The sequence below is a fragment of the Rhodanobacter sp. Root179 genome (genome assembly GCF_001428465.1).
Lineage (GTDB): Bacteria > Pseudomonadota > Gammaproteobacteria > Xanthomonadales > Rhodanobacteraceae > Rhodanobacter.
Genome location: NZ_LMHR01000082.1, coordinates 81,239 through 94,620, shown reverse-complemented (window position 1 = coordinate 94,620; position 13,382 = coordinate 81,239). Strand labels below are relative to the sequence as shown.

The window sequence follows — 13,382 nt, the reverse complement described above, 5'->3', positions numbered from 1 at the left end:
CGGGTGCATTTGCGCCTCGGTCGCTCTTCGCTACAGCCTCAACAAGCGCAGATCTGCGAACCTTGCTTGATGCCCGCCACTCATCACATGCCCCGTTCACGCTGCCGGCATGTCTCGCGATGTGCCGAGCAGGCCACGATCAGGCCAAAGACGATCATCGCGCCCAGATTTTCGATCAGCTCCAGCGGCTTGAAGTGAGGGAAGGCTCCGCCGCCAATCGCGGATAAAGGCACGACGACGTAGTTCATCACGACAAATATCACTACTCCATACGCGATGCCGCTGGTTACCCAGCGACGCAGCAAACCGGGCAGTCGGCGCGCTGCGATCACGAAGATCGCCGCGATGATGATCGACATTGCCCACTGCAGCACCAGTCCCAGCAACGCAACGGTGGCATCGCCGGCAAACGCCGAGCGTCCGAGCACACCACCTGCGATAGATTTCAGCACTTTGATCGGGCTGACCCCATAGATCATGGCTGCTGCAGCGATATCGATAGTTCCGGCAACCAAGCCACCGCAAAGGATCGCGGCACGAGAGGTACGCCAAGCGCTGTTCAAGATTGGCATCGACGATCCGGTGATCTCATCCGGTGATCATGATTGGCGCTGTGGATCTTTCACACCAGTACCACTTTTCTCCAATGCGGCGATGCCAATTCACTGGCGATGCGAACACCCCCGGACTTCGCAACGAATTCCGAAAGCGATGCGCCCGTTTTCACATCCGGAACACAACGTTGATATCGCGATCGCCGATGGGCTCGGTTCGTGATCGGCTCAGTCCTCCCTGCATGAGCACCATGCATCGCGCGCGCAATCGCGTCGATGCAGTCCACGCACAAGCATTCGGCAACTGATGGCGCGCGCCATCTTGCCCAACGATGGATCGCTTCGCGAATTTGGCTTTATCGAATTCGCAGGAATTGGTCATTGATCGGTTGCGTGCCGGTGCCTAGCTTTACTCAAGGTTTTTCTAACGAATCTTTGACGAACTTCCCTTTCCCCGGTCTCGCCTGAACGCATCCATCACTCTCCCCAGCTTCAGGCGAGGCTGTTTTTCCGCTCATGGAGTACCCGTCCATGTCGACGATGGCACCCAGCTTCGAGACGCACCAGCCACCACGTTTTGAACATGACAGTCATGTCGCCGGCTTTGGTGGCGAAAGTCTGCCCACGCATCACAATTTTTTCGAGCCGTCGCCTTCCCGACCGATCGTGATGCGAATGGCGCGTGAGTCAAGCACACATGCCGCGTCCGGCGTGGACGACGCGCAGGATCTGGCCAGGCGCATTCAGTTGCTGATCGCGCGCGAAGGTGGCGCCTCTGCGCTGGGGCGACGTTGCGGCTTTTCCGAAGGCGCCGTGCGCAATTGGCGCGATGGCCATAGCGACCCTTCCCGCGCGCGCTGCATCACGTTGGCTCGCGCCCTGAATATCTCGCTGCAGTGGCTGATAACCGGCGAAGGTCCGATGCATCCAGAGCACAACGAACACCACGAAAAAGCCTCGGTCGACTCGGCACATCCATCTGTTGCAACCACGATCACATCAGCCATGTCGCCCGTTACAGGCATCGATGCCCAACGTCTCGCCGCCACGCTGAAATTGCTGCAGTCCTACATCTGCCTGGTCGGCGGCTCGTTGAACGTCGAACAACGCTCCGAACTCGTGGCAGAGCTGTACGGCCTGCTGTGTGCCGCTGGCGAACCGCAGGAGGTCGATCGCCTCATCGCCTTCCACAGCAAGCTCGGCGCACGACTGCGCAACGGGCGCACGACCTCGATCTGACCGCACGAATGCCTTCATCCAAATCGAAGTGAAGTACCGCGTCGTTGTTCTAAAAATCCGGCATCCGCCGTCAATATAGAAGGGGAGTTGCATGAAAAACAGCAAGCACGTTGATACGTATTTTCGCGGCCGCCGACTGACCTGTTCTGCCTTGAGCGTGGCCGTGGCGGCCACGCTCGGCCTTTACGGCATGACGGCGATTGCGCCAGCACATGCGCAGGCCACCACCGGCAGCATCTTCGGTCAGGCACAGCCTGGCGAAACCGTGGTGATCCAGAGCTCGTCAGGCATCAACCGCCAGGTGGTCGTGGATGCAGCGGGACATTACGCGGCGAGTTCGTTGCCACTGGGCAACTACACGGTCGTCCTTCAGCAAAATGGTCAGACGGTCGATTCACGTCCGAACGTCACCCTGCGCGTGGGCGCGGGCACCGAGGTCTCGTTCGGCGGAACTGCCAATGCCCAGAATCTCCAAGGCGTGACCGTCCTCGCCAACGCGCTGCCGTCGATCGACGTGACCGGCGTCGATTCGCGCACGGTCATTACCTCCACTCAACTTGCACGACTGCCACTGGCACGCAGTGCCGAGGCGATCGCCTTGCTCGCGCCTGGCGTGGTGCAAGGCAGCGACACGTTCATGGGCATGGGCATGGGCGCTTCAGCGCCGCACAAGTTCGTCTCGTTCGGCGGTTCGTCGGTGACCGAGAACGCGTACTACATCAACGGTTTCAACACCACCGATCCGATCAGCGGCTTCGGTGGCCTGAGCCTGCCCTACGGCTCCATCGACCAGCAGGAAATTCTCAGCGGTGGCTACGGCGCGGCCTATGGTCGTTCCGACGGCGGCGTGATCAGCCAGGTCGGCAAGCGCGGCACCAATGAGTGGCACTTCGGCGGTCAGGTGCTGTGGAAGCCCAAGACCCTGCAGGGTGACCCGCGCAATATTTACTATGGTCAGGGCAGCCCCAAGGCAGGCCAGTTGTACTGGCGGCGCAAGAGCAGCAAGTCCAGCACGACCACGGTTGATGCCTATGTCGGCGGCCCCCTGATCAAGGACAAGCTGTTCCTGTTCGCCTCGGTGGAGGGCGAGCGCATCCAGGGCACCGGCGCCTCCGGCGGCACACCTTCAGGTGCGATCGGTGAGCCTGCAGGTGTAGGCATCAACACGCCGCCGACCTACAACAACCACAGCCGACTGGACGACCCGAAGTGGTACGCCAAGCTGGACTGGAACATCAACGACAGCAACTTGCTCGAACTCACCGGTGCCTCGAACAAGTCGTCCTACCGCGGCGACCTGTACCAGTACGACTACACCACCGGCCAGCAGGGACCGTTCGACCATCACGACTTTCAAATCAAGGACGGCTCCGACCTGTACCTGGCCAAGTTCACCAGCTACCTCACCGACGACCTCACCCTGTCGGCGTTGTTCGGCAAGATGACCGGCACGCACTACAACGAGCTGCCCGGGTACGACCCGACGCTGATCCCCATCCTTGGCCAAACCTCGCAGAACCCGGCCATCACTGGCAACCAGACTATCGGCAACGCGCAAACGACGAATCCGCTGTTCGACCCGCAGCATGTCACCAAAAACACCAACCTTCGCCTGGATCTGAGCTACAAGCTGGGCAGTCACACACTGACCGCAGGCATCGACAACCAGAACGTGCGCGACATCCACGACGGCCAGTTCCCCGCCGGCCCTGGCTACACGTGGGCGTATGCGTCCGGCGATCCGAATAGCTGGATCGCTGGTGGCCCGGATGCGAATGGGCCCGGCTGGCAGGGCTATCCGTGGGTGCGGCCGCCGGGTCAGTACACCGGCGGCGAGACCGGCTACTACGTCTCCAGACAGATCTTCGCCAACAGCGCCTCGGTGCGGGTGAAACAACAGGCGCAATACATCGAGGACGCCTGGCAGATCACTGATCGCTGGCTGGTCAAACTGGGCCTGCGCAATGACCAGTTCACCAACTACAACGGCGTCGGCACGCCCTACCTGCGGCTCACCAATTCGCAGCTGGCGCCACGGCTGGGCTTCACCTGGGATGTGAACGGCGACTCCAGCTTCAAGGTGTACGGCAACGCCGGCCGCTACTACCTGGCGGTACCGGCCTCGGTGGCGCTGCGCTCGGCCGGCTCCTCTACCTTCACCAACGTGTACTACACCTACACCGGCATCGACCCCAGCACCGGCTACCCCACCGGACTGACCCCCATCGATACCTACCGCGGCCTGGAGCAGCCGATCTCGGCCAACCTCGAATACGGCAACCCGCGCGATCCGAAGACGGCTGCCGCAACCAACATCAAGTCCGAGTACCAGGACGAGCTGATCCTGGGCTTCGACAAGAAGCTCGGCGATGCCTGGGTGTATGGCGCCAAGGCTACCTGGCGCAAGCTCGGCCGCGCCATCGACGACTGGGGCGACACCGGCCGCATCGCCGCCAAGATGGCGGAGCTGGGCATGACCGACTACGACCAGGTCAACGGCATCCAGGGCAGTTACCTGATCAACCCGGGCCTTAACCCGATCCTCCAGATCCCCAAACTGTCCGGTGGCTACTATCAGGTACCGCTGGACTGGAAGAAGGACATGGGCTTCAACACCGAGCTGAAGCGCAAGTACTACGCGCTTGATCTGTACCTGGAGCATCCGTTCGATGGCAAGTGGTACGGCAAGATCGATTACCTGTGGTCGCACAACTTCGGCAACACCGAAGGTCAGGTGCGTTCGGACATTGGCCAGACTGATGTATCAGCGACGGTGGACTGGGATTACACCCAGGTCATGGATTACGCCAACGGCGCGCTTTCCAACGACCGCCGTCACCAGATCAAGGCCTACGGCTACTACCAGCTGACTCCCGAGTGGATGCTGTCGGGCAACGCCGCGATCCTGTCCGGTGCACCCAAGACCTGCCTGGGCTTCTACGGGCCGGACCAGACCAACCCGGGCCTGGGCTATGGCGCGTTCTACCACTTCTGTGGCGGCACGCCGGAGTCGCCCGGCTACAAGCGCGAGGCGTGGACCTATCTGCTCAGCCTGGGTGCCGAGTACCGCCCGGACTGGGCGGGCCACAAGTTGGCCTTCCAGGTGCAGGTCTACAACGTGCTCGATCAGCAGCGCATCACGCAGACCAACGGACGCTACGGCAGCTCGGTGAATGTGCGACCCACCTACAACCTGCCCCTGTCCACGCAGCCGCCGCGCTATGTTCAGTTGGGCATAACCTACGACTACTGAGTCATCGAACCCGCGCCCGGCCGGGATCGGCCGGGCGTCGCGCAGACTGGGCGCCGATGCCACCCCGGCATCGGCGCCGCTTCTCCTTCGGAGCCAACGCCATGAAGAAACTGCTGCTCGTCGTGGGCTTGCTGCTGGGAACCGTGTCGAGTGGCGCCGAGGCGGCGACGACGCCCGTGCAGCCACCGGAATTCGCCGGCATCTCGCAGTGGATCAACTCGCCGCCGCTGACCATGTCCGGCCTGCGCGGCAAAGTCGTGCTTATCGATTTCTGGGCCTACTCCTGCATCAACTGCCTGCGCGCGATGCCGCACACCGAACACCTGTACGAGACATATAGGGATAAGGGCCTGGTAGTCGTGGGCGTGCACTCGCCGGAGTTCGATTTCGAAAAGGGCTCGGCGAACGTCAAGGATGCGGTGACGCGCCTGGGCATCACTTACCCGATAGCAATGGACAGCGACCTCGGCACCTGGAATGCCTGGAAAAATCAGTTCTGGCCAGCCGAGTATCTCGTTGACCAGAACGGCAATCTGATCGGCCATCATTATGGCGAAGGCGATTACCTGAAAATGGAGAATGCCGTACGGCTGTTGCTCGGACTGGATTTGCTGTCGGATCCAGCGGGATCCGCCGACGTTCATCCGCGGGCCACATCGCCGGAGATGTTTTTCGGCACGATGCATTTGAAGAACCTGGCCAGCCCTGAGGGTGGTTCGTCCGGCACCAGACGATTTACCGCACCGGCACGACTTGCACTGGATCGATTCGCCCTGGTCGGCCGCTGGGAGATCACCGAACAGTACGCTCGCCTGGCCGGCGAGTCGGGTGAACTGCAGCTTCGGTTCAACGCCGGCAAGCTGCATATCGTCGCCAGTGCCGATACGCCGGTAACGCTGGAAGTGCTGATCGACGGCAAGCCGCAACCGCCGGTTACCGTGCAGACCAGCCGTCTCTACACGTTGTTTGATAGCGGCGATTACCGTGAGCACACCCTGACTTTGCGCATCCCAAGCTCAGGCCTTCGCGCATACACCTTCACCTTCGGCTGAATGGCGCATCCGACGATCATGGCAACAGGTGCCATCGCGCGCATCCGCTTCGAGTCGTTTACATAGGAAGTCCCCATGAATTGGAGCAAATGGGTTCGACAGACCCACCGATGGCTGTCCATTGCCTTCACTGTGGCCGTTATCGTCAACATCATCGCGGTAGCACGGGGGACATACGCTACCTGGGTGGGTCTCTTGGCGGTAAGCCAGGTCGCCTTGCTCCTTCCCACCGGTCTGTACTTGTTCTTGCTGCCGTATGCCGTCAAGTGGCGCGACAGGCGACGCACCAACAGACAGAACTGAATGCAATGGCTGAAAAGTCGAAGAGCATGGCGCGCACACCCGTCATCTAAAAATGCCGAAAGATGCCTCGCTTCTTTAGCTCTCCACAAGGGTTCACACCATGAAAATCACTGTTGAAACCACTGTCAAAGCTCCCATTGCGAACGTGTGGAGTGCCTATACAACGCCAGACGACATTGAACAGTGGAATACCGTGTGTGATGACTGGCACACAACTAGATGCACTGTCGATTTGCGCGTCGGTGGCACGTTCACATCACGCATGGAGGCCAAAGACGGCAGCATCGGCTTTGATTTCGACGGAACCTATACAAAAATCGTGCTCGGCAAGTTGATTGAGTATTCGTTCGGAGGCCGATTTGGTGCTGTCGAGTTCATGACTGGTACAAATGGCGTGACGGTGCGCGTCACGTTCGATGCCGATTCCGAAAATCCTGTGGTACAGCAGCGTCAGGGCTGGCAAGCGATTCTGGATAATTTTGCCAAGTACGTTGAAGCACGCCAATAGTTTGACTATGTCATCCATAGCCGACTGGCAAGGCGCGGCATTTTGATGCGCTGAAGACCACTATGGACGCGTTCGCCGACGACTCAAGATTTACTCGTGGCGTGAATAGTCGCCTCTTGATACTTACCGGGCTTCCGTCTTAAGCCCGCCAAATTATAACGAGAGTTCGAGAGCATGTTCAAAATCAACACGACACATGCGCTGTTTGCGTATTCAGTAGTTCTTACCATGGCCACGACCGTCGTCGTTTTGACCGGAGCAGCAAAACCAACCAATGCTTCGTTCGATCAGATAACGGTCAAACGCATCAACCTCGTTGAGCCCAATGGCACACTGCGTCTGGTCATCGCGAACAAATCACTGATGCCAGGAAACATTATTAAAGGAAAAGAATACAAAAACAAAAACCGGAATGCGGCTGGATTGGTGTTTTACAACGATGAGGGCTCGGAAAACGGCGGGCTTGTTTTCGGAGGAAAGCGCGATTTGAAGGGCGTTGCACGATCCTTCGGCCATCTCAGCTTTGATCAATATGAGCAGGATCAAATGTTCGCGTTAGATGCGATCGACGATGGAGGCAAGCGTACCTCCATGATGACTTTGGCCGACTTCCCAAGCTACTCCATCGAAAAAATTATCGAGTTTCGGGAGAGCATCAAGGAACTGAAACCCGAGCAGAAAGATGCGGCGTGGGCCAAATTCGAAGCGGAGAACGGCAGCCCACATTTGCGTGTGACACTCGGTCGTCGGAGCGACGATAGTGTCGGCTTCTCACTTTACGACCGCGATGGCCATCCCCGGCTTGTGTTCAAAGTCGGGGCAAACGGGACGCCCTCCATTCAGGCCCTGGACGCCAAAGGCACCGTTACCAGTGACTTGATGCCAAACCACGCGGGTTAACTGCCATATGAAAAATGTTTCGAGTGCAAGGATGTAGACCCGTTCCGACCGGCCTGCACTCATCCGGGTACCGCCGAAGCGCGACAAGGTCGTCGGCATCTCGCGCGGCGCACCGGAAAATTCTGTGGCTGCCGCCCTTGATCGACTTGCTCGAGAAGCGGCGGATTCAACTACGAAGTGCACCCCGGTTGAAGGATGTGTAAAGCACAATTCGCGGCGCATCCAGTGAGCGGGTGTTCTCAAGATCATGATCTCTGCGATTCATCCAAGTCAAAACGATGAGCCTGCGCCAGTGACTGCCATGTCATACCGGTTATGCCCCAACTTTCCGAATGCGCCAGTCCTCAGTTGCCAAACCAGCAGCGAGGCAGCCAGCGGCTACAGGGTCGACACCAGTCAGCCAGCCCGTTACATTCGACGTGAGTCGACCCTCGATACTTGGCGACGCCACCAAACGAGCCTTGACGTGTTCCTCGAACTGGATGGGAACGGCCCGCAGTACGCACAACTGACCCGCGCCATGAAATCCGCCATTCTCGGTGGAAGAATGCCGGCTGGTTCGCGTCTGCCGCCCACACGGATTCTTGCGCGCGAGCTCGAGCTTTCGCGCACCACGGTGCTGGCCGCCTACGAGCAACTGCGCGCAGAGGGCTTCATCGACGCCCGTGTGGGCTCGGGCAGCTATGTAGCCACCTTGCAGCTCACGCCATCGCTGCGGCCAGTCACGAACACGACCGACGCGGCTGCATCGCGCTATGCGGAACGCGCACGACAGTTCCGCGAGCGCCGCATCGCGCGACTGCATTTTGGCCTGCGTTACGACCTCCGCTACGGCGATCCACTGACCAATCCGGCTCTGAACGCCGCATGGGGACGCGAACTGGCGCGTGCGGCCGCCTACTCGCCCTTAACGGTAACAGGCTCCTGGGGCTTGCCCGCGTTGCGCCAGCAAATCTGCGAATACCTGGCGCAACGACGCGGCCTCCAGGCGCAGCCGGACGACATCCTGATCGTCACTGGCACCCAGCAAGCCTATGCGCTGTGCGCGCGCGTGCTGCTCGACGAGGGCGACACGGTGGTGTTGGAAGAGCCGCATTATTTCGGTGCATACCATGCCATGGTCGCGCACGGCGCGAAGCTGTGTCCGGTGCGCACCGATGATGACGGTCTGGTATGCAGCGAGTTGCCCGAGGTGACGCCGAAACTGGTTTGCGTGACTCCCTCACACCAGTTTCCCACCGGTGCGGTGTTGTCACTGCCGCGCCGGCTCGAACTTTTGCGCTACGCCGCAAGGATGCGCTGCTGGATCGTGGAGGACGACTACGACGGCGAGTTTCGCTACGACGCCCATCCGCTGGCCGCATTGCGTTCGCTCGACGAGGGCGATCGGGTGATTTACGCAGGCACCTTTTCCAAGACTTTGTTTGGTGCACTCCGCCTGGGTTACATGGTGCTGCCAGCCGCGTTGCGCGACGATTTCATCACCGCCAAGTACATCAGCGACGTGTCCTCGCCAGGCATCGAGCAGGCCGCATTGGCGCATTACATGCAAAGCGGCGGGTTCGAGCGGCATCTGCGCCACGCCCGGAAAGAGCTGCAAGCGCGGCGCGAGGCCTTGATTACGGGCTTGCATCGCCATGCCGGTGAGCGCGTGCAGGTCGTGCATTCGCCAGCCGGCATGCATGTCGCGGTCTGGTTGAACGGCTACGACCATGCACGCGCCGAGGCGTTGATCGCGTACGCACATGAACGTGGTCTCGGGTTGTATCCGATGGCTCCGCATTATCTGGAGCCACCGCAACGACCTGGCCTCCTGCTCGGTTTCTGCAGCCTCTCCGTGACGGAGCTTCGCGAGGCCATGCGATTGCTCGGCGACTGCATGGACGAACTCGACAAGTTGATTCCTTCCGGCATGGTCAGCCACGGCAACAACGGTTCGTGAAGTAAGCTTGGCGTGCCTTTGACCAACCATACCGCCCATGCATCCACGCACCACGATCACTCCGCAACTGCGCGACTGGATTCTGACCACGACGCGGGACGGCCACAGCGTGACTGAAGTGTTGCGGCTGATGAAGGACAACGGTTACGACCCGCGCCAGAGCCGCAGCATCGTCGCCGAGGTGTTGAAGCTGCCATTGGCGGCGCTGAATGCGCCGGCACCGGGCGCGTCGCCCCGCGGCTTGCGCACGAGACATCCCGAAGCGCCTGAAGTCGATGTCGACGGACATCTCGTCGGCATTTCGCTCAGTGTCGAGCACCCCGCGCTGCGCGTGCTGGAAAACCTGCTCGACGCGGAAGAATGCGACGAGCTGATCGCACTGGCGCAACCCCGGCTCAAGCGCGCGCTGACGGTGGCCAGCGACGGCAGCAACCAGGTCGACCAGCGACGCACCAGCGAGGGGATGTTCTTCACCTTGAACGAGCTGCCGCTGGTGGGCCGGATCGAGCAACGCCTGGCCACCCTGTTGGGCATGCCGGTCAGTCACGGCGAAGGACTGCAGATCCTGCACTACCTGCCCGGCCAGGAATATGAGCCGCACTTCGACTGGTTCGACCCGCAGCAGCCGGGCTACGACACCATCACCGCGGTGGGCGGTCAGCGCGTCGCCAGCGTGGTGATGTATCTGAACACGCCGGCACAGGGCGGCGGCACGGCCTTCCCGGAACTTGGCCTCACCGTCACGGCACGGCGTGGTGTCGCCGTGTACTTCGCCTACGAGGGCGGCGACCAGCAATCCCTGCATGCCGGCCTGCCGGTGCAGCGGGGGGAAAAGTGGATCGCCACCAAATGGCTGCGCGAACGTCCCTACGGGCACTCGCACACGACCTGAACGCCCGGCCCGGGGGCGGCGCGCGTTGCTGCGGCGCAGCAGCGTTTGGCGTATCCTTGCAGACCTTCTTTCCTCAACCTTAGCCTAAGGACTGTCCATGGGTCTGCATCTCGTACCCGCCGGCCGCAACGTGCCGGACGAAATCAACGTCATCATCGAAATCCCCAAGGATGCCGAGCCGGTCAAGTACGAAGTGGACAAGGAAAGCGGCGCGATCTTCGTCGACCGCATCCTCTCCACGCCGATGCGCTACCCGTGCAACTACGGCTACGTGCCGGGCACCCTGGGTGGTGATGGCGACCCGCTGGACGCGCTGGTGATCCTGCCGCTGCCGCTGACCGTGGGCTCGGTGATCCGCTGCCATCCGGTCGGCATGCTGCAGATGTCCGACGAGGCAGGCAGCGACGAGAAGCTGGTGGTGATCCCGTCGCCCAAGGTGTTCCCGGGCTACGCGCACATCAACGACATGAAGGGCGTCTCGCCGCACTGGCTGGAGCGCATCGGCCACTTCTTCGAGCACTACAAGGATCTGGAGAAGGGCAAGTGGGTCAAGATCGAGGGCTGGGCCGGCGCCAGCGAGGCCAAGGCCGAGATCGTCGCGGGTGTCGAGCGGTACAAGGCCAGCAAGGCCTGATCATCTGACGGACCAACGGCGCGCCCGCTTCGCGTGGCGCGCCGTTTTCGTGTCTGCCACCCGCAGGGATCAACCGCGCTTGAGCAGCTCGCGCAGGTCGATCAGGGCCGCGTTCGCCCGCGACACGTAGTTCGCCATCACCAGCGAATGATTGGCGAAGAAGCCGAATGGCGAGCCGTTCAGCACCATCGGGCTGTGCAGCGGACGCTGCGCCTCCTCCAGTTCGCGGATCACCTGCTCCAGGCTCACGTCGGCGTGCTTGGAACGCAGGATCGGGCCGAAGTCCTGCTGGAACGCCTTGAGCTGTTCGAGCAGGGTCGAGGTGTAGCCGCGCGCCTCGTAGAAGTTGTCGTCGATCTTCGTCCACGGCGTCTTCACCAGCCGGCCGCCACCGGGCACAGCCACCGTGCTGGCCGCTGCCGGCTCGTCCGCCGAGGCCACGTCGCCGATGCGGATCTGTCCCACGCTGGCCGACAGCCGCTGCGACAGCGAACCCAGCCGCGACGAGACCAGCTGCAGGTAGTCGGCCAGATTGTCCGCGCGCGCATAGAAGTGCGCGTTGCTGTCGTCGGCATCACCGAGCCGTCCCAGATAGCCGTCCAGATGTCTGATCGCCTTGCGGTACTGGCTCTCCGAACTGGGCAGCAGCCAGCGGTCGTTCGGGCTGTTGAGCAGCGGATCGGCCTCGGCCAGGTCCTTGTCCTCGGTCGACTGCGTCTGCGAGCGGCTGAAGTCGTTGCGCAACGCGCGGACCAGGTCGCGCGAGGCGGTCAGCGAGCCGAATTCCCAGTTGGGCACGTTGTCCATCAGCACGCCGGGCGGCAGCTTGTCGTTGCTGAGGTAGCCGCCGCGCTTGTCCAGCAGCGTGTGCACCGAGGTGATCAGGGTAACCGTGGTGGTGGCGCCGACGCTGACCGGCCGCTTCAGTTCCTGCATCTGCGCCCGGGTCACCGTCACCGGATCGAACAGCGCAGGCTCGCTGTCCCACCACCACATCAGCGCGGCCACGAACAGCAGCACCAGCGCGCACAGCGCCAGGATGGCGCGGCGGATGCCGTGGCGTGGCGGGTTCGAGGTGTCCTGGGTTTGCATCGGGCAACTCCTGCGGGGAATGGGCAAAGCTTACAGGCTCATCGTTCCCACGGCGGATGCGCGCCCAGCCGCTCGGCCAGGAAGTCGACGAAGGCGCGCACCCGCGGCGGCACCAGCCGGCGCTGCGGCATCACCGCGTGGATGCCGGTGGTGGCGATCGCATGGTCCGGCAGCACGACCTGCAGTCGGCCGTCGCGCAGTTGCTGGTGCACGTGCCAGACCGAATGCATCGCGATGCCGAGCCCGGCCACCACCGCGTCGCGCAACAGTTCGCCCTGGTTGGTCTCGAAGCGGCCCTGCACGCGCTGCGCGATCGCATGACCCTTGCGATCGCTGAAATGCCAGGTGTCCTGCCGACCCCGGCTGCCGACCAGCAGCAGGCAATCGTGGTTCAAAAGATCGGCCGGGGTGCGCGGTACGCCGTGGCGCTGCAGGTAGCTCGGCGACGCGCACAGCACGCGCCGGTTGGTCGCCAGCTGGCGCGCCACCAGGCCGGAGTCGTCCAGTGCACCGACCCGGATGCCGAGGTCGAAACCGGAACCGATCAGGTCCACGATCTGGTCGTCGAGATTCACGCTGAGCTTCAGCCGCGGATGCCGGGCCAGGAATTCCGGCAGCAGCGGCGAAATGTACTGGCTGCCGAACGCCGCCGACATGGTCACCCGCAAGGTGCCGCTGACTTCGCTGGCGCCCTGGCGCAGGCCGCCGGTCAGCGCCTCCAGGTCTTCCACCAGCGCGCGGCCCTGCTCGGCCAGTTGCATGCCCTCGGGCGTGGCGTGCAGCCGGCGCGTGGTCCGGTGCAGCAGGCGCACGCCCAGTTCGCGCTCCAGCCGCTTCAGCCGCTGGCTGGCCACCGCCACCGACAGGTCGAGGCTGCGCGCGGCGGCGCTGATCGAACCCAGGTCGAGCACGCGCAGGAACAGGCTGAGGTCGCCGATGCGGTCCATGACTATCAACCATTCATTGATAATGATTAGACATGTTGGTGGTTTTTGCAGAAAAGGCAAATCCTT

At 61.9% G+C, this 13,382-nt stretch carries 12 protein-coding genes; 9 read left to right on the top strand and 3 right to left on the bottom strand.

The window, feature by feature from the left end; all coding sequences use genetic code 11:
• Positions 1-83: 83 nt before the first annotated feature.
• Positions 84-572 (bottom strand): hypothetical protein, encoded by a 489-nt coding sequence (locus ASD82_RS11980; protein WP_056718055.1) that lies wholly within the window; start codon positions 570-572, stop codon positions 84-86.
• A gap of 513 nt (positions 573-1,085) precedes the next feature.
• On the opposite strand from ASD82_RS11980, the gene ASD82_RS11975 reads away from it, so the two are divergent.
• The 9 genes from ASD82_RS11975 (at position 1,086) to ppa (ending at position 11,277) form a co-directional block, all read left to right on the top strand.
• Positions 1,086-1,793, top strand: a complete 708-nt coding sequence (locus ASD82_RS11975) for a transcriptional regulator (RefSeq protein ID WP_056718054.1) — start codon at positions 1,086-1,088, stop codon at positions 1,791-1,793.
• A 91-nt stretch (positions 1,794-1,884) separates the two neighbouring features.
• Entirely contained in the window at positions 1,885-5,046 is a 3,162-nt protein-coding gene (locus ASD82_RS11970) for a TonB-dependent receptor (RefSeq protein WP_056718053.1), read from the top strand.
• A 101-nt stretch (positions 5,047-5,147) separates the two neighbouring features.
• Positions 5,148-6,098, top strand: a complete 951-nt coding sequence (locus tag ASD82_RS11965) for a thioredoxin family protein (RefSeq protein WP_056718052.1) — start codon at positions 5,148-5,150, stop codon at positions 6,096-6,098.
• Between the two features lie 75 nt (positions 6,099-6,173).
• Positions 6,174-6,401: a hypothetical protein gene (locus ASD82_RS18115; RefSeq protein ID WP_056718051.1), complete on the top strand. Its 228-nt coding sequence runs from the start codon at positions 6,174-6,176 to the stop codon at positions 6,399-6,401.
• A gap of 100 nt (positions 6,402-6,501) precedes the next feature.
• Positions 6,502-6,909 carry an SRPBCC domain-containing protein gene (locus tag ASD82_RS11955; RefSeq protein WP_056718050.1) on the top strand — a complete coding sequence of 136 codons (408 nt, stop codon included), beginning with the start codon at positions 6,502-6,504 and terminating at the stop codon, positions 6,907-6,909.
• A 174-nt stretch (positions 6,910-7,083) separates the two neighbouring features.
• Positions 7,084-7,809 carry a hypothetical protein gene (locus ASD82_RS17770; RefSeq protein ID WP_157599255.1) on the top strand — a complete coding sequence of 242 codons (726 nt, stop codon included), beginning with the start codon at positions 7,084-7,086 and terminating at the stop codon, positions 7,807-7,809.
• A 466-nt stretch (positions 7,810-8,275) separates the two neighbouring features.
• The gene (locus ASD82_RS11945; RefSeq protein ID WP_235580696.1) at positions 8,276-9,751 is read left to right on the top strand and encodes a PLP-dependent aminotransferase family protein; all 1,476 of its coding nucleotides are present in this window, start codon (positions 8,276-8,278) and stop codon (positions 9,749-9,751) included.
• Positions 9,752-9,788: 37 nt separating this feature from the next.
• On the top strand, positions 9,789-10,643 hold the full coding sequence (locus ASD82_RS11940) for a 2OG-Fe(II) oxygenase (protein WP_056718048.1): 855 nt from the start codon (positions 9,789-9,791) through the stop codon (positions 10,641-10,643).
• A 97-nt stretch (positions 10,644-10,740) separates the two neighbouring features.
• Complete coding sequence (gene ppa, locus ASD82_RS11935) at positions 10,741-11,277, top strand: inorganic diphosphatase (RefSeq protein WP_056718047.1); 537 nt, start codon at positions 10,741-10,743, stop codon at positions 11,275-11,277.
• 69 nt (positions 11,278-11,346) lie between these two features.
• On the opposite strand, the gene ASD82_RS11930 is transcribed toward ppa, so the two are convergent.
• Both ASD82_RS11930 and ASD82_RS11925 read right to left on the bottom strand, forming a co-directional pair.
• Positions 11,347-12,369, bottom strand: coding sequence for a DUF2333 family protein (locus ASD82_RS11930; RefSeq protein ID WP_056718046.1), 1,023 nt, complete (start codon positions 12,367-12,369; stop codon positions 11,347-11,349).
• Between the two features lie 38 nt (positions 12,370-12,407).
• The gene (locus ASD82_RS11925; protein WP_056718045.1) at positions 12,408-13,316 is read right to left on the bottom strand and encodes a LysR family transcriptional regulator; all 909 of its coding nucleotides are present in this window, start codon (positions 13,314-13,316) and stop codon (positions 12,408-12,410) included.
• Positions 13,317-13,382 lie beyond the last annotated feature (66 nt).